19 protein-coding genes and 1 tRNA gene are annotated in these 14,814 nt (G+C 56.7%); 10 read left to right on the top strand and 10 right to left on the bottom strand.

Translation table 11 applies throughout. The features are described 5' to 3' along the window. Positions 1-85 precede the first annotated feature (85 nt). The 7 genes from ACIOZM_RS16425 (at position 86) to ACIOZM_RS16395 (ending at position 4,964) form a co-directional block, all read left to right on the top strand. The gene (locus ACIOZM_RS16425) at positions 86-808 is read left to right on the top strand and encodes a hypothetical protein (RefSeq protein WP_401215737.1); all 723 of its coding nucleotides are present in this window, start codon (positions 86-88) and stop codon (positions 806-808) included. Between the two features lie 37 nt (positions 809-845). Beyond that, entirely contained in the window at positions 846-1,562 is a 717-nt protein-coding gene (locus tag ACIOZM_RS16420) for a hypothetical protein (RefSeq protein WP_401215735.1), read from the top strand. Positions 1,563-1,566: 4 nt separating this feature from the next. After that, positions 1,567-1,983, top strand: a complete 417-nt coding sequence (gene fos / locus ACIOZM_RS16415; RefSeq protein ID WP_401215733.1) for a fosfomycin resistance glutathione transferase — start codon at positions 1,567-1,569, stop codon at positions 1,981-1,983. A 59-nt stretch (positions 1,984-2,042) separates the two neighbouring features. Continuing rightward, a complete protein-coding gene (locus ACIOZM_RS16410; protein ID WP_401215731.1) occupies positions 2,043-2,681 on the top strand; it encodes a LysE family translocator in 639 nt (212 codons plus the stop codon). A 79-nt stretch (positions 2,682-2,760) separates the two neighbouring features. Then, the gene (locus ACIOZM_RS16405) at positions 2,761-4,110 is read left to right on the top strand and encodes a diguanylate cyclase domain-containing protein (RefSeq protein ID WP_401215729.1); all 1,350 of its coding nucleotides are present in this window, start codon (positions 2,761-2,763) and stop codon (positions 4,108-4,110) included. Positions 4,111-4,227: 117 nt separating this feature from the next. Continuing rightward, positions 4,228-4,386, top strand: coding sequence for a KGG domain-containing protein (locus ACIOZM_RS16400; RefSeq protein ID WP_401215727.1), 159 nt, complete (start codon positions 4,228-4,230; stop codon positions 4,384-4,386). 74 nt (positions 4,387-4,460) lie between these two features. Next, positions 4,461-4,964, top strand: a complete 504-nt coding sequence (locus tag ACIOZM_RS16395; protein ID WP_401215725.1) for a DUF4142 domain-containing protein — start codon at positions 4,461-4,463, stop codon at positions 4,962-4,964. A 92-nt stretch (positions 4,965-5,056) separates the two neighbouring features. On the opposite strand, the gene ACIOZM_RS16390 is transcribed toward ACIOZM_RS16395, so the two are convergent. The 3 genes from ACIOZM_RS16390 to ACIOZM_RS16380 all read right to left on the bottom strand — a co-directional run bounded on the left by ACIOZM_RS16390 (position 5,057) and on the right by ACIOZM_RS16380 (position 6,755). Further along, positions 5,057-5,467, bottom strand: a complete 411-nt coding sequence (locus tag ACIOZM_RS16390) for a low affinity iron permease family protein (protein WP_401215723.1) — start codon at positions 5,465-5,467, stop codon at positions 5,057-5,059. A gap of 119 nt (positions 5,468-5,586) precedes the next feature. Next, positions 5,587-6,126 (bottom strand): AidA/PixA family protein, encoded by a 540-nt coding sequence (locus ACIOZM_RS16385; protein ID WP_401215721.1) that lies wholly within the window; start codon positions 6,124-6,126, stop codon positions 5,587-5,589. Positions 6,127-6,251: 125 nt separating this feature from the next. Next, on the bottom strand, positions 6,252-6,755 hold the full coding sequence (locus ACIOZM_RS16380) for an inclusion body family protein (protein WP_401215719.1): 504 nt from the start codon (positions 6,753-6,755) through the stop codon (positions 6,252-6,254). Positions 6,756-7,128: 373 nt separating this feature from the next. Between ACIOZM_RS16380 and tam the strand changes: the two genes are divergently transcribed. Next, a complete protein-coding gene (gene tam, locus ACIOZM_RS16375; RefSeq protein WP_401215717.1) occupies positions 7,129-7,899 on the top strand; it encodes a trans-aconitate 2-methyltransferase in 771 nt (256 codons plus the stop codon). A 56-nt stretch (positions 7,900-7,955) separates the two neighbouring features. Here the strand turns inward: tam and ACIOZM_RS16370 are convergent, their stop codons facing one another. The 6 genes from ACIOZM_RS16370 to ACIOZM_RS16345 form a co-directional block, all read right to left on the bottom strand. Then, entirely contained in the window at positions 7,956-8,684 is a 729-nt protein-coding gene (locus ACIOZM_RS16370) for a class I SAM-dependent methyltransferase (RefSeq protein WP_401215715.1), read from the bottom strand. A 469-nt stretch (positions 8,685-9,153) separates the two neighbouring features. Next, positions 9,154-9,978: a 2OG-Fe(II) oxygenase gene (locus ACIOZM_RS16365; RefSeq protein ID WP_401215714.1), complete on the bottom strand. Its 825-nt coding sequence runs from the start codon at positions 9,976-9,978 to the stop codon at positions 9,154-9,156. A gap of 163 nt (positions 9,979-10,141) precedes the next feature. Continuing rightward, positions 10,142-10,215, bottom strand: a tRNA-Gly gene (locus tag ACIOZM_RS16360). A 157-nt stretch (positions 10,216-10,372) separates the two neighbouring features. Continuing rightward, the gene (locus ACIOZM_RS16355) at positions 10,373-11,257 is read right to left on the bottom strand and encodes an alpha/beta fold hydrolase (RefSeq protein ID WP_401215712.1); all 885 of its coding nucleotides are present in this window, start codon (positions 11,255-11,257) and stop codon (positions 10,373-10,375) included. A gap of 316 nt (positions 11,258-11,573) precedes the next feature. After that, on the bottom strand, positions 11,574-12,266 hold the full coding sequence (locus ACIOZM_RS16350; RefSeq protein WP_401215710.1) for a pseudouridine synthase: 693 nt from the start codon (positions 12,264-12,266) through the stop codon (positions 11,574-11,576). A 33-nt stretch (positions 12,267-12,299) separates the two neighbouring features. After that, on the bottom strand, positions 12,300-12,518 hold the full coding sequence (locus ACIOZM_RS16345; RefSeq protein WP_401215708.1) for a cysteine-rich CWC family protein: 219 nt from the start codon (positions 12,516-12,518) through the stop codon (positions 12,300-12,302). Positions 12,519-12,728: 210 nt separating this feature from the next. Here ACIOZM_RS16345 and ACIOZM_RS16340 point away from each other — a divergent pair, with 210 nt between their 5' ends. Both ACIOZM_RS16340 and ACIOZM_RS16335 read left to right on the top strand, forming a co-directional pair. Next, entirely contained in the window at positions 12,729-12,992 is a 264-nt protein-coding gene (locus ACIOZM_RS16340) for a hypothetical protein (protein WP_401215706.1), read from the top strand. A gap of 179 nt (positions 12,993-13,171) precedes the next feature. After that, entirely contained in the window at positions 13,172-13,576 is a 405-nt protein-coding gene (locus ACIOZM_RS16335) for a hypothetical protein (RefSeq protein ID WP_401215704.1), read from the top strand. A 52-nt stretch (positions 13,577-13,628) separates the two neighbouring features. Here the strand turns inward: ACIOZM_RS16335 and ACIOZM_RS16330 are convergent, their stop codons facing one another. After that, positions 13,629-14,741, bottom strand: coding sequence for an enoyl-CoA hydratase/isomerase family protein (locus ACIOZM_RS16330; protein ID WP_401215702.1), 1,113 nt, complete (start codon positions 14,739-14,741; stop codon positions 13,629-13,631). Positions 14,742-14,814 lie beyond the last annotated feature (73 nt).

The following is a 14,814-nucleotide window of genomic DNA, read 5'->3' as shown; positions in this document are numbered from 1 at the left end:
ATTGGCGGCCAGATATAGATTCGGTTGAAACGGTCGATAGCGCAGGGGATAGTGCGCGGCTGAAAAGTTATCAAGGGAGTGGGAAGTGACAGTGAAGTCTGGGGTGATGGGGTGTGCTGCACTGTGCGGCTATTTGATTGCAGGGCAGGCGCTCGGCGATTGCACGCCTGTACTGATGTCGGGAAAGGATGATGTGTCAGTCTGCAAGGATTGGCCTGCTTATCCGGGGTTGACCATCAACGTCGAGGCTCGATTCGAGCCTGGTGGTGCTAAAGCACTCGATACCTATGATCTCGACTTGTCTGTTTCGATGAATGCTCAGCCTTATCAGATTGCTACTTATCATCAGCCTGCTGCCATCGTATTGGATGGAGTAGCGCTACGAGAACTGACGCTTGATACGGCGCGCTACAAGCTCACCTCCGATGTTCGGGCATTTGGTGTGCGGGCAAGTTTAAGCAATGGCTCCCGCCTTATACCGCTTGAGGAAAACCAGCTTTCGCTTTATGTAAAAGAGGGCGAAAAGTTGCGCCCCGTTCTGCACAAGTTGGTGGTTTATCGGTATGGCGGTGAGTGGGACGGCAATTGTGTTGGAGAGCGATATGAGACCTCCAGAACGGTGGAACTCGCAAAAACGAGCTCCTACGGTTATGCGGACCTGATCGTGAAGACCCATGAAACAAGCACGTCCAGTGTTGGTGAGGGGGACGCGTGTGAAAATAAAACCACAACATACAAACCGGTTTTGACGACTCTACGTTATGACGGAGAATCTTACGTCTTGCCGAAAGGTTTCAAAGGCGATTAACAGGCCTGCCAAACACGACACTTATCAAGGAAGAACAATGCTCACCCCAATCAGACTTCTAATCGCCCTCGGTTTTCTGGCCATCACTGCTCAAGCTCAGGCCGCTTGCGTCGTCAAAGAGTTCGACGGTAAATCACTCTCACGCTGCAAAGTCTGGCCGGCATTCAACGATCAGGCGATATCCGTGAAGTCCACATTCCTGCCTGACTCGGCAGACGATAAAGATGTCGGAACCTTCGACCTGGACTTGTCGATCGTGAACTCAAGCGCCAAAACCATCGCCAGTTATCACAAGCCCGGCGCCTACAACTCCGATGCGGTCAACCTACGCGACTTGAAGATCGATACGGCACGCTACAACGTGGCGCCGGGGTTGCGTGCGTTTGGGCTGCGATCGATGTTTGGCCACAGCTCGCATGCCATCCCGTACGAGAAGACCGACCTGGCGTTGTATGTGCGTGAAGGCAGCCAGTTGCGTCCGGTACTTGAAGGTTTAGTGATCTATAAAGACAACGGCGAATGGATGAGTAATTGCGAAGGTGAAGGCCAGAAAGTGCGCAGAACCGTCGAAATCGGTAAAACCAGCCACAACGGTTTCGCCGACCTGATCATCACCTCCAACCGTTCGGCGCTGAAAACCTACAAATCCGGTAAAGAGTGCGTGTCGAAGACCACCGATCTGGGTAAAACGCAAATCACGCTTAGTTACGACGGCAAACAATACAACGTCCCCGAAGACTTCAGAGGTTACTGATCCGATGCTCACCGGCCTCAACCACCTGACCCTCGCCGTCAGCGACCTGCCTCGCAGCCTGACGTTCTATCGCGATGTGCTTGGTTTACGTATCGAGGCTACATGGGACGCGGGCGCCTATCTGTCGTTGCCCGGTCTGTGGCTGTGCCTGTCGCTCGATCCGTTGCGCAAAGCCGAAACCGGCGCTGACTACACGCATTACGCTTTCAGCCTGAGCGCGGCGGATTTCCCGTTACTTGTCGAGCAGCTGAAAACTGCCAACGTGCAGGAGTGGCGCGACAACCGCAGCGAGGGTGCGTCGTTCTACTTTCTCGACCCAGACGGGCACAAGCTCGAACTGCACGTCGGCGATCTTGCTTCCCGACTGACAGCGTGTCGGCAGAAACCGTACTCCGGCATGCGTTTTTACGACGAGCAGTGATCAGGCGCAATCGGCTGATATAGACTGGCCACCACGTGTTCCGGCGCTACAGGTTTTCCATGACTCTATCGTTGCTATTGGCCGTTCTGGCCTCGGGTTTCATCTATGGCATCACGCCGGGGCCGGGTGTGCTGGCGGTGTTCGGCATCGGCGCAGCCCATGGGCGACGGGCCGGGGCCGGGTTTCTCTGCGGGCATCTGCTCGGTGATGTGGTCTGGTGCAGCACCGCACTGATCGCGATTGTCGGCGCCCGCGAGATCGGCAGCACCGCGTTCGATGTGCTTGGCGTACTCAGCGGTCTGTATCTGTTCTGGCTGGGCTGGCGTGCAGTTCGCGCCCAACGCCGTAGCGATGACGCCCCGCAGGGCGCGGCGCGCAACCCGTTCTGGCACGGTATTCTGTTCGGCCTGACCAATCCCAAGGCGTATCCGGTGGCCGTGGCGACGTTCACCGCGCTGCTGTCGAGCCGCGCCGAACTGCTCAACTGGTCGATGTTGCCAACGCTGATCGCCCTGAGTTTTTTCGGCGGCTTGCTGGCCTACGCTATTCTGATCGGCGTTGTCGGCGCGCAGCGAGTGCGCACGGTATATCAGCGCCACGAACTGTTGATCACCCGCTTATGCGGGGTGATGTTCATCGGTTTTGCGGTGAATGCGCTGGTCCATGCCTTGCCGGGACTGATACCGAACAAGGCTTGAGATTTTTTGAATGGAAACAACGTTTTTGGGGCAGGGATGGTTGATGAGTGCTGCATTGCCCGGACATCCACGCTGAACCATGGAAAGCCGAAACTCCGCGCCGCTGGCGAGCTTCATCGATCTATTGCTGGACGCCGTTTGTGCCGTCGATAAGCAAGGCCGCTTCGTTTTTGTCAGCGCCGCCTGCGAACGTATTTTCGGCTACACACCGGATGAGCTGATCGGCCGGCCGATGATCGAATTGGTGCATCCCGCCGACCGTCAGCGCACCCTCGCTGCTGCCCACGACATCATGGGCGGCGAGCCCAAACACAATTTCGAAAACCGTTATGTGCGCAAGGACGGCAGCGTCGCTAACATTTTGTGGTCGGCGCGCTGGTCGGAAGTCGATCAACTGCGCATTGCCGTGGCCCGCGACATCACCGAACGCAAACAGGCCGAATCGCGGCAAGCGGCGCTTTACGCTATTTCCGAGGCTGCACATGCGGCTGAGGACTTGCTGGCATTGTTCAAGCGTGTACACCTGATCATCGGTGAATGGCTGCCGGCGATGAATTTTTCCGTGGCGCTGTATGACGAGCACTGCGGGCAGTTGAATTTCCCTTACCACGTCGACGATCACCAGTTGCAGCCAGAGCAACCGGGTGCAACCACCGCGCGCCTTTGCGCCGAGGTGATTCGCAGCGGCCAGCCGATTCTTCTGACGCCTGACGGTCCAGATTCGCCAGCCGATTTCGCCGCACTGGTGACAGGGCAGAATGCTGCGTGCTGGCTAGGCGTGCCGCTGAACTCGAAAAACGGCACCATCGGCGCCCTGATCGTCAAAAGCCTGCCCGGCGGTGAGCGTTACACCGAGCAGGACAAGGAATTACTGCAATACGTCTGCGCCCAGGTCGCCACCGCCATCGAGCGCCAGCAATTGCACGCGCGGCTGCGGCGCATGGCGCAATACGACCAGTTGACCCAATTGCCCAATCGCGAACTGCTGCGTGATCGGCTCAAGGCAGCGCTGGCCTGTGCCCGGGAAGCGTCTGGGCATATGGCGCTGTTGTACGTTGATCTGGATCGCTTCAAACAGGTCAACGACACCTTCGGCCATGCCATCGGCGACATGCTCTTGCAAACAGTAGCCAATCGGCTCAAGGGTTGTGTGCGTGAAACCGATACCGTGGCGCGCATTGGTGGCGACGAGTTCGTGGTATTGCTGCACAGCATTCACGCGGTCGAGGATGCCGACAACGTCGTCGGAAAAATCCGCCAGGTACTCACGCAACCAATGCGTCTCGACGGCCACAGCCTGCAGATCGAATCGAGCATTGGTGTTGCTCTTTACCCGGATCATGGCCACGAAGAACCGCAACTGTTTCGCCACGCCGATCAGGCCATGTATGCAGCCAAACGCCTAAATCATCAGGCGCTGGACGTCTGAATCAGCGCTCACCGTTCGTCGCAGTGTCCGCAACTTTTCTAAACCTTTGCCGGTCAGGCCATTCTCAATCTAGGCGGGCACCTGCTCGCGACGATCAACACCAAGAGGAAGAGAATCATGCCTAACTCAAGAAACTCGAACTCGGGAAACTTCGCCAACGATCGAACGAAAGCGTCTGAAGCCGGTCGCAAAGGTGGGAAAACTACCACCACCACTGTCGACAAAGATTCTTCGAAAACCGAAATGGGCCGCAAGCCCGCTCAGAAATCGAAGTAGTCGGTGAGGTAGTTTTGATTGAGAGGCGGGGGCGCAAGCTCCCGCTTGAATTTCGAAAGAAGGAGGGCGCGACCATGAGCCGGATGGCCACCCGAGTACGTCGTTTAAGTTTTGCCACCCTGTTGGGCCTGTGTGCCAGCAGTGCCTTTGCCCAGTCGCCTGCCGAATTCATCAACGATGCCTCGGCCAAAGGCATGGCCGACATTGAAGCCAGCCGATTGGCGCACCAGAAATCCGAATCCAAAGAGGTCAAGGATTACACCATTGTCGTGATCAATGACCGCACGACCGCCAATCAGCATCTGGCGAAGATCGCCAAGAAGCTCGATATACCCATCGAACCGCGCGAAGAACTTGCCGACAAAGCCAAGGCGCTGATGCCCGAAGTCAAAGATGGCGCGACCTTCGATCAGGCTTACGCTGCGAGCCAGGTCAAAGCTACCGAAGAAGCCATTCAGCAGATTCAGCAGGAAGCGCAGACTACCGACGTGCCGGAGATCAAAGCCTTCGCTGACGAAACCCTGCCAAAACTGCAAAGCCACCTGGAAATGGCCCGGGCGCTGCAAGCTAGCCGTTGATTTGAGCTGTAGATCAAAAGATCGCAGCCTTCGGCAGCTCCTACAGGGATTTGTGTAGGGGCTAACGAAGGCTGCGATCTTTTGAATCTGTTTCAGCAGTCATTCAAATCCTGCTTCGGCTTGCTCTTCTCTCCCAGCCCATCAAGATTGAAAACCTCGCCTTCACCCAAACTGCGATAGTGCCGGCGCAACGCCTCCAATTGCTTGAGATCAAGCGCCTCCAGCCCGAGCATCGCGTTTTGCGCCTCTTTGGTTACCAACAGCAATTCGTCGATCTTCAGATGCAGGATGTCGGTATCTCGGTTCTGTGTGTTTTGAATCAAAAACACCATCAGGAACGTGATGATCGTCGTCGAAGTATTGATGATCAGTTGCCAGGTGTCGTTGAAATGGAAAATCGGTCCACTCATCCCCCAGAGTGCAATCAGAATCAGCGCACCCATAAATGTCTTGGGGCTACCGGCCCAGAGGGCGAGCTTCTGGGAGATTTTTGCGAACTTCATGACCGTGTTCCTTATTGGGAGGCGTTGAAGTTCTGACACTCGGGGCTTATGGATAATTCTGTTTTATCTACGGCTGTCCATTAAAACCCGGTCTTGCGATGGGCTTTTCGGGAGTACCTTCAAGGCTTGATTACGATCTCTGTCGTCCAGTGGAAGTAACCGACCGCCTCACATTGCTGATTGACCAGCATGAAACTCAGCTCGCACTTAACGGTGCCCGGTTTCTTCGTCGTGCAAGCCCAGAAGTGATCATCAGCCTTATGACTGCTTGGCTCCGTAGGGGATTGCGGGTTGGGGGCGGGGACGGTGAGGCCGGTGTGAACTTCAAGCGCTGGATTGGAAAGGATGCCGCTGTTGTCGACAGTCATGCCGTAAATCACCGCGCTGTGATCGGTGATCAGGCTTACGGTTCTGCCCCGCAAGTGGATGAGCTGGCCGATATCAACGGGAAGCGTAATTTTACTGTCATTTATAACTATTTCTTTCGAAGTGTTACCGGCTGCGAAAAAGATGAATCCATCGCTGATGCCGGTTGGCTTCGCGGCATCCTGGCTTGGGCTCGGATAGTGCGTAAGCAGCGATTCGGCATCAATGATCAGCAATATATTGTGTGCGCTGGTGTCGCCGGAAGACGGCGACGGGACAGGTGCGGAAGTCATCATGGATTCCTTTCATGATGGTGGTGCAAAACGGCAAACGCATTGGTCCAGGCAAGACATTCTGTTCCGGCCGGGGTGGCAATCGAAAGGGGAGGCCCCTCGTTATCAAGAGGCCTCGCGCCGTATCAGTTGCGGATAGTGATGAACGGGTCCCACGAGCAGCAGCCGACGATCTTGCAGTCGCGATCGACGATCAGGAAGTGGAAGTGATAGGTCACGCTGCCGCATTCCAGGGTTTCGGACGACCAGTAATGGTTATCGACTTTCTGGCAGCTTGGCACTGAAGGGTTGCTGGTGTTTGGCACCGCGACGCAGGCTGTAGCCTTGCGCGGCGTAGGTGTCGAGATCAGCTCGCTGCCTTTGTTGCCAATGAACTTGTAGAAAATGACTGCCGTTTCGAAGCTCTGCGACAGACTGGTTTCACGCCAGCGAATCAGATCACCGACCTGCGCCTTGAGGTTCAGTTCACCCCCGGCCTGGCCGCTGACCACGTTATTCTGATTGGTGACCATGTACACATGATTGACATCGATCATGGTGGGCGAAGCAGGATTCTTGCTGATATTCGGATAGTTTTTCAGGATAGTTTCGGTGTCGATGGAAACCAGAATATCCGTGACTCGAGACATGGTTAAGCTCCTTTTTCATAGTGATCGTCGGACTCGATCGAGACGCGACGACGCTTGCTTGCCACTTGGCTGTTGCGAGCACACTACTGGCGGAACCCACCGGTCATGAGGTATGAACTGGCCGTGCTCCCAGCACGAAAATTGATGCGTCGGGTTCCTTCCGACTGCCGCACCTTGACTATAGGTACGATTTTTTAGCTGTCAAAATCGCTTTGATTTGGTTCGACGGACGGTCGTCAAAAACATAAGAACCGATGAATTGGCGATAAGCCATGAATCTGCTGACACCGTTTGCAATGAGTCGCTCTGGATCAGCTCGCATCGCAGCCTGTATCGTGACGAACCGCTGAAATGCCCCGACAGGAGAAACGCAATGAGTTGGTCCGCCAAACAGTACGTCGCTTTTGAAGATGAACGCACCCGCCCGGCCCGCGATCTGCTGGCGGCGATTCCCACGACCGACGCGCGGTCGGTGGTCGATATTGGTTGTGGCCCCGGGAACTCGACGGAACTGCTGGTACAGCGTTTTTCAGGGGCAAAGGTCTGCGGGCTGGACAGCTCGCCTGACATGATCGAGGCGGCACGCAAGCGTTTACCGCAGCTGCAATTTGAAGTGGCGCAGATTGATCGCTGGGCGGATGAAGGTCCGTTCGATGTGATCTTTGCCAATGCGGTGTTGCAGTGGCTGCCGGACCACGCCTCGTTGCTGCCGGCATTGGCCAGCAAGCTCGCACCCGGCGGCAGTCTGGCGATCCAGATGCCCGACAACCTCAACGAACCTTCCCACCGGTTGATGCGTGAAGTCGCGGCCGATGGCCCGTGGGCGAGCAAACTTGCCGGCGCCGCCGGGCAGCGTACCGAGATGGCGACTGCCAGCACTTACTTCTCGATGCTGCGTGCGCACTGCACGCGGGTCGATGTGTGGCGCACCACGTATCACCATCAGCTGTCGGGTGGTGCTTCAGGCGTCGTCGAGTGGTTCAAGGGCAGTGGGCTGATACCGTTTCTCAATCCGTTGACCGAGACGGAGCGGGCGCAGTACCTGGAGCAGTATCTGGCGGCGGTAGAGAAGGCTTATCCGACGCTTGAGGATGGTTCGGTTCTGCTGCCGTTTCCGCGATTGTTCATCGTCGCGACGCGCTGACATGGAACAAGCCTGTGCAGAGGGAGCATGCTCCCTCTGCACAATTGATTGATGCGTTAGCGCTGTACCGCCACCAGCATCATCATCGGCCGCTCGCGTTCTTCCGCCAGTGCCGGTTGTGCGGCCACGTCTGCATCACTCGGCCCCCATTCATTGACATGCCGAATGCTAAAGCCTGCCGCGATCAACGTATTAAGTAGTGTGCCGACCGTACGGTGTTGCTTGATCACACCTTCGGCCAGCCAGTTAGTCACGCGCTCGCCTTCCATCTGATAACTGTCCAGCGGCCAGCGTTTGCGTCCTTCATTGTCGATCAGCCAACCGGGATTGCGCGGCGCCATGAAGATCGGGTGTTCGATGGAAAAAACAAAGTGTGAGCCTGGTTTCAGCGCCGCGTAGACATTGGCGAATAGCCCGGATAGATCCTTGATGTAATGCAGCGCCAAGGAGCTATACGCCAGATCGAAGCTACAGGCAGATAAATCAAGCTGTTCAAGGTCGGCACGTTCGTAGCGAATATTTACCGCTGAAGTGGTTTCGCGGGCGCGTTCCAGCATCTTTTCCGAAACATCCAGCCCCAACACGTTCGCGGCGCCGTGCTCGCTGGCCCAACGACTGAACCAGCCGTAGCCGCAGCCTAGATCGACCACGTTCAAACCGTGCGTCGGTGGCAGTAACGCTTGAAGCGCCGGCCACTCCGGCGCCGCGTCGAGGCCGCCGATGGAGCGGCTCATCTGGCTGTAGCCCCGGAAAAACTCGGGATCGTCGTAAATGTTTTGAGTCATGGATTAAGTGCTCTTCTGAGTTCTGTCATCAGCGGCATGCTGGCCGCCATGTGGAATCCCTCGAAAAGTACAGACGCGTGCTCGTTGTTGGCCGCGCAGGGGGAGGGTGGTGATCGATTGATAAATGCTAGCGGGTTGTGTGGAAAGTGAGAATCGCGAGAGTGTTGATGATCTGTAAGGGCTGAGCTGCGGATATCAGATTTTGAGGTGAGGAAACAAGTCTCCTCACCTCGGGTTTACTGCAAAACGCAGAACAACATTCAACCTTCGGGTAGAGCCTATTCGTTGTCCCCCATGGCGCTGCCGACTGAGCAAGTCAACGCAGCGCTTGTTGCAAGATACTGAGTGCCGTTTTCTTGAGTAAATCCTTGTGGATGACTAAATCGCGGATACAAAAAACCGGCGATCAAGGCCGGTTGTTTTGTCGTTACGGTTCTAAAGACAAGGAGCCACTCGCCGAAATACAGCCTCAGTCCCCGGACTTGTTCTTGTTCACCAGCTTCGTGCCACGTCCCACGCGCAATACCTTGGAAATCACGTTGCGCAAAGAATTGTCGACGATGCCCAGCAGGCGACGCCCGGTTTCTTCCGGGCGGCCGCTGAACGACGTTACGTGAAAGTATTCGTGGTCGTCCGGCGAGGTTGCTGAAAAGTAATAGTTGGATACACAGCAACGAGCAGTCTCTACGCGGACTCCGCTTACTGAGTGCCAGGAGAGTTTGTTGGTTTCCATCACCACCAGTCGATTAAACCGAGAGACGATGGTCTTCTGTGTTTTGACGTGGTTATCCCACAGCTCGAAATTGCCGCCGTTTTCCAGCACCCAATCCGGCGACACGTAATAAAGCAGGTTCAGACGGCGATACAGATCGCGCGATCCATCGTGGCTGTTATCGATGTGCGGGTTGAGGAAGTCGTCCTTGAACATCATCGACAGACCGCCTGCATAAAGGCTTGGATCTGGAACGATGTCAGGCATGTCGATCAACTGCGCGACTTTGTTCACCACCGATTCATGCTGCATCGCGTAGGTGATGGCGCTCAGAATCTGCGGGTAATCGGAGAGATCGGTGAGGGTCTTTTTCTTTTCGCGGAACGACTGGCGGTCGAAAAAGCCATCGGCATTGCGCGGAAACGCGTCATAAATCGACTGCGCCATCTCGTCGGTCAGCAAAGCATCCACAAGAAAATGGCGCGTGTGCGTGCCTTCAGGGTTGTGCCATTGTCGTTGGATATCGGGGGCCAGCTCATCAAGTCGACTGACGATGAGCGCTGCAATCTGAGTGACTTCCATCGTGGATTCCTGTCCGTATGGCGAGGTGGCAATTTTGCGTTGGCTATTGTCGTTGAAACAGTGGGGTTAACTAAACGCCAGACACAAAAAAACCGGCGAACAAGGCCGGTTTATCGTTACTTGCATCTCCCGTCAAAAACACAACGTGAGACTGAAATTCGATTGGAGCGGGTAGAGGGAATCGAACCCTCGTCGGAAGCTTGGGAAGCTACTGTTCTACCATTAAACTATACCCGCTCAGAGCGGCTGACTTTGTACCAGACTCGGCCACGGATTTGAAGTTTTCTTTTGCTCGCATGACGTTACAGCGCTGAAATCGGTCAATCGCGGGCAAGCCTGGCAGGTGAGGAGACGCTGATACCTCAGGCCCGCAGACTTGCTCGCGCTGACGCTTTCAAATGGCCAATGCATGTTGATCCTGCACAAACCGGTAATGCGTTCGGTTTGTCTGCGCCGTTGGTTTTAGGAAGTCGAGCAGGGCGTTCTGGCTGTCGCGGCATGCAGCTTTGTGTTCCATGTCGAGGAAGTGCCCGGTGGCTTGCAGGGTCATGAAGGTGCTGTGTGCCACATGGTTGCCGAACAGGCGCGCATCGTCGGCGGCGGTGTATTCATCCCACTCGCCGTTGACGAACAGCACCGGCACATCGATTTTCTGCGCTGCATTCAAATAGCACTGACGGTCGCTGTGCAGTACATCGCTGATGTGGAAGTGCATCTGGCCGTATTCGTGTTCGGCAAGGCTGCTGACGTGACGATAGTTGAAGCGCTTGAACAGCGACGGCAAGTGTTTGCCGATGGTGCTGTTGACCAGGTTCCCGACGCGATCACCATCACGACTGCCGAGGTAGTCGATGCCGCGCTCGAGGTAGTCGAGCATATGGGCGTTGATCACCGGCGAGAACGAGCTGATCACGGCCTTCTCTATACGTCGTGGCCGTTGCGCAAGTGCCACCAGAGTGGCAGCGCCGCCCCAGGAAAACGACAATACGTGCTCGGCGCCAAAGTGATCGATCAGTTCCAGAAGGATCTGGCCTTCGACTTCCTTGGTGAGCATTTTCTCGTGGCGATTGTGGGCCTTTGACTTGCCCGCGTAGGGCTGGTCGTAGCAGACCACGTTGAATTGCGGGTGCAGATTTTTCACGGTTTGTGCAAACGACGCAGTCGTGGCCATCGAGCCGTTGACCAGAATAATGGTCTTTTCTGCGGCGTCTGCGCGATAGAACTCCGTGTAAACCCGATACTGACCCTGTATATCCAGCACAGCGATTTCTGGCCTCATGTCATAAGACTCCTGGCAAGCAAGCGGGTATGCGCGCAAATAGAGATTGCACGAGCTTTGTGACAGGTAGGCATACGCCTGGAATTTTGGGGCCCATGTCGATCCGGAACGGCAGGTCGACGGGTATTGTTATTGGCGGGCAGTTTGTCGGGGGAGGTGAAGGCTGGTGGCTCTCCGCCCGGCAAAAAGTTTCTTAGAGGTATGGTGTGACTCGTCGGTCACAATTCGGCCGACGTCCTGATTCAAGCAGGGGCATGGGGATCGCGCAAGTGCCGTTGGTGAATTGTTCGACAAGTTCTGCTGAGCGGTCGGCGGCTTAGAACAAATGAATCTCTTCGGTGCGCAAAGCGCGGTACTCGCCCGGTTTTAGCGCGTCATCCAGCAGCAACTGGCCCATGGATTCGCGGTGCAGGCGCAACACTTTGTTGTCGAAGTGGCCGAACATGCGCTTCACCTGATGGTAGCGCCCCTCGACGATGCTCAAGCGCGCAGACCTCGGCCCAAGCAGTTCGAGTTGCGCCGGTTGCGTGGTCAGGTCTTCGAAGGCGAAGTAGATGCCCTCGGCAAACTTGATCGCATATTCCGCGCCTATGTCTTGCTCGGTCTCGACGTAGTAGACCTTTGGCGATTTGGTTTGCGGCTGAGTGAGGCGGCGTGACCAACTGCCATCGTTGGTGATCAGCATCAGCCCGGTGGTGTTGAAGTCCAGGCGCCCGGCGATGTGCAGGTCGTCCTTGTCCGGCTCATGGATCAGGTCCAGCACAGTCGGGTGTTGCGGATCACGCGTGGCGCTGACGCAGCCTGGCGGTTTGTGCAGCATGAAATAGCGCGCCGGTTTGCCGAGTTGCAACAACTCGTCATCGACTTCAACGCGACTGAATTCCAATACCTCGCTATGCGGATCGCTGACGACTTTTCCGTCAACGCGCACGCGCTTTTCCACCAGCAATAGGCGAACCTGCTGACGGTTGAAGCGGGGCAGGTTGCTGAGGAAGCGGTCGACGCGCATGGTCAGAAATCGGCAGGCAAAGGGGCGGGCATCTTACGGGATCGACCGGGCAGACGCTTGCAGTTGCGCCTCGACCTGAGCGCAGCGCGGGCACAGGCACGACTTGTCGCGCAGTTCTGGCGGCAGCGCTTCGAGGATTGCCGGATCGATACTCACGCCGTAGCACCAGCAGGCGCGGTCGGCGGTTCGCGGATCGGCCAGTGAGCAGTCGTTGCGTGCGCCACAGGCGGGGCAGAGGTCGGGTTGATTCATCAAGGGTCAGCCATAAACACGATGTGTACGCAGATGCCATTGCGGCCGGGTTGCGTGTATTGCGCATGATCGGCCTGAGGGCACGGCTGCGCAAGCTGTGCCATTGATCTGAAGGCCGGCGCCGCAGGGCACTCGGCATGAATTGCTCAGTCAAAACTGATGTCAGCCGGTCTGTGCCGACTGCTGTCGCTGGTCTTTCAGGAGGCCGTCATGCGTGTTCAAAAGCTGTTACGTCAAACGCTGCTCGGTGCAGTGCTCGGTCTGGGCTTGTCCGGTTGTTACTACTACGACGCTCCGCCCAATGTGTACGCAACGCCCTATTACTATCCCGGTTATTACTCTCCCTATTACTACGGCGGATATTACGGCCCGCGCTACTACGGCGGCGCCCGGTATTACTACGGTGGTTACGGCTATCGCGGCGGCTACGGGCGGGGTTATCACGGCGGCGGATATCACGGTGGCCACCACTAATCAGCGGCTGAATGACGGCGTGGACGGGTGAATAAGCTTTCATCAATCACTTGTTTCAACTTGTTGCAGAAACGCACCAGATTCGGAAAACGATGTCAGATCTTTCGTCAGTCACCGAATAAACGACTGATGCCTGCCAGCGTCGCTGGTGTGGGCAATCCGCGGTCCAGGAGGCCGCCATGTATCGCCGAATCCTACTGCTTGCCGTGTTGATGTTTTCCGTGGCCGGTTGTGCCCCTTACTCCTACGCAGACACCTATTACAGGTCGGAGGTCTACACCTCACCCGCACCGGCGTACTACAGCGGTGGCGGCAATTATTACAGCGGTGGCAGCACGTATTACTCGGCCCCGCGCTACTACCAGCCAGCACCACGTTACTACCAGCCGGCTCCGCGTTATTACTCGCAGCCGCGCTATTACCAGCCGGCACCGCGTCATTACGACAACCGTGGCTGGCGCGGCAATGATCGTGGCAACTGGAACGATCACCGTCGTGGTGGCTGGGATGATCATCGCGGTCGCGGCAATTACGACCGACACAGCGACCGAGGTGACCACAACGGTCGCGGCAACCGCTGGTAACACCTGCAAAGAAAAGCGGCGCATAAAGCGCCGCTTTTTTTGTGCCTGAATTTTAGTAGGAAGACAAATCCGCCAACGGATGCCGCCCCTCCCAGACCTTGTGAAAATGCGCCTCGACCACCGCCTCCGGCACATTGTGAATGTCCGGCCAGTGCCAATGCGGTTTCTGATCCTTGTCGATCAATCGCGCCCGAACCCCTTCGCTGAATTCCGGATGGCGGCAGCAGTTGAGGCTCAGGGTGTATTCCATCTGAAAAACTTCGGCCAAGGACATATGGCGTGCGCGGATGATTTGTTCCCAGACCAGATGCGCAGTCAGCGGCGAGCCTTCGCTCATAGTCTTGGCCGCGCGGGCGAGTAATGGGTCGCGGCTGTCGCGTTGCAGGCTGATGGCTTTCCAGGCGCAGGTGACGTCGCTGACATCCAGCAGTTCGTCGATTTGGTGTCGGCGTGGCAACCACTGAGCTTCGGGCATCTGTGCCACGGCTTCCTGTTGCAGCGCCTTGAGCAGACTGTTGAGCTGCATCGGGGTCTGTTCCTGCCAGTTCAGTTGCAGCAAGCCTTCGATCAGTTCCGGCTGTTGTTCGTCGAGCAGGAAACGGTCGGCCAGATCCAGATCAATCGCATCCCGGCCGTTCATGTGTGCGCCGGTCAAACCAAGAAACAAACCGAGCTTGCCCGGCAGTCGCGACAGAAACCAGCTGGCGCCGACATCCGGGTACAGACCGATGGTGATTTCCGGCATCGCCAGTCGGCTGCTTGGGGTGACGATGCGTGTGCTCGCGCCTTGCAACAGACCCATGCCGCCGCCGAGCACGTAGCCATGGCCCCAGCAGATCAGCGGTTTCGGGTAGGTATGCAGGCTGTAGTCCAAACGGTATTCCGCGCTGAAAAACTGCGCCGCCAGTGGTGGAACTTCACCGGGGTGGGCACGGCAAGCCTCCACCAGACTGCGTACTTCGCCGCCAGCGCAGAAAGCCTTGGCGCCGTTGCCGCGCAGCAGTACGCAGACGATTTGCGGGTCTTTGGCCCAGGCGTTCAGTTTGTCGCTGAGGGCATTGATCATCGGCAGGGACAGCGCATTCAGCGACTTTTCAGCGTCCAGGCTGGCGATGCCGAGGCGGGCGCCGTCGGTGCCGGTACGTTCTTCGAAGTGCAGATTCATCGTGACCTCGATCGGGAAATTGAGCGTTCAGTATGATCGCTGTGTGGGAAAGTGCCGGATCTGCGTCAGATCA

Source organism: Pseudomonas sp. NPDC087346, from assembly GCF_044744235.1.
Classification (GTDB): Bacteria; Pseudomonadota; Gammaproteobacteria; order Pseudomonadales; family Pseudomonadaceae; genus Aquipseudomonas.
This window is presented reverse-complemented; position numbering and strand designations above follow the sequence as displayed.

What these genes read in the sequence shown, in the direction of transcription:
- ACIOZM_RS16345 (WP_401215708.1), bottom strand. Translation starts at nt 12,518, where the DNA reads ATGAATCAACCCGACCTCTGCCCCGCCTGTGGCGCACGCAACGACTGC.
- tam (WP_401215717.1), top strand. Translation starts at nt 7,129, where the DNA reads ATGAGTTGGTCCGCCAAACAGTACGTCGCTTTTGAAGATGAACGCACC.
- ACIOZM_RS16390 (WP_401215723.1), bottom strand. Translation starts at nt 5,467, where the DNA reads ATGAAGTTCGCAAAAATCTCCCAGAAGCTCGCCCTCTGGGCCGGTAGC.
- ACIOZM_RS16335 (WP_401215704.1), top strand. Translation starts at nt 13,172, where the DNA reads ATGTATCGCCGAATCCTACTGCTTGCCGTGTTGATGTTTTCCGTGGCC.
- ACIOZM_RS16420 (WP_401215735.1), top strand. Translation starts at nt 846, where the DNA reads ATGCTCACCCCAATCAGACTTCTAATCGCCCTCGGTTTTCTGGCCATC.
- ACIOZM_RS16380 (WP_401215719.1), bottom strand. Translation starts at nt 6,755, where the DNA reads ATGTCTCGAGTCACGGATATTCTGGTTTCCATCGACACCGAAACTATC.
- ACIOZM_RS16370 (WP_401215715.1), bottom strand. Translation starts at nt 8,684, where the DNA reads ATGACTCAAAACATTTACGACGATCCCGAGTTTTTCCGGGGCTACAGC.
- ACIOZM_RS16395 (WP_401215725.1), top strand. Translation starts at nt 4,461, where the DNA reads ATGAGCCGGATGGCCACCCGAGTACGTCGTTTAAGTTTTGCCACCCTG.
- ACIOZM_RS16355 (WP_401215712.1), bottom strand. Translation starts at nt 11,257, where the DNA reads ATGAGGCCAGAAATCGCTGTGCTGGATATACAGGGTCAGTATCGGGTT.
- ACIOZM_RS16385 (WP_401215721.1), bottom strand. Translation starts at nt 6,126, where the DNA reads ATGACTTCCGCACCTGTCCCGTCGCCGTCTTCCGGCGACACCAGCGCA.
- ACIOZM_RS16330 (WP_401215702.1), bottom strand. Translation starts at nt 14,741, where the DNA reads ATGAATCTGCACTTCGAAGAACGTACCGGCACCGACGGCGCCCGCCTC.
- ACIOZM_RS16405 (WP_401215729.1), top strand. Translation starts at nt 2,761, where the DNA reads ATGGAAAGCCGAAACTCCGCGCCGCTGGCGAGCTTCATCGATCTATTG.
- ACIOZM_RS16365 (WP_401215714.1), bottom strand. Translation starts at nt 9,978, where the DNA reads ATGGAAGTCACTCAGATTGCAGCGCTCATCGTCAGTCGACTTGATGAG.
- fos (WP_401215733.1), top strand. Translation starts at nt 1,567, where the DNA reads ATGCTCACCGGCCTCAACCACCTGACCCTCGCCGTCAGCGACCTGCCT.
- ACIOZM_RS16340 (WP_401215706.1), top strand. Translation starts at nt 12,729, where the DNA reads ATGCGTGTTCAAAAGCTGTTACGTCAAACGCTGCTCGGTGCAGTGCTC.
- ACIOZM_RS16400 (WP_401215727.1), top strand. Translation starts at nt 4,228, where the DNA reads ATGCCTAACTCAAGAAACTCGAACTCGGGAAACTTCGCCAACGATCGA.
- ACIOZM_RS16410 (WP_401215731.1), top strand. Translation starts at nt 2,043, where the DNA reads ATGACTCTATCGTTGCTATTGGCCGTTCTGGCCTCGGGTTTCATCTAT.
- ACIOZM_RS16350 (WP_401215710.1), bottom strand. Translation starts at nt 12,266, where the DNA reads ATGCGCGTCGACCGCTTCCTCAGCAACCTGCCCCGCTTCAACCGTCAG.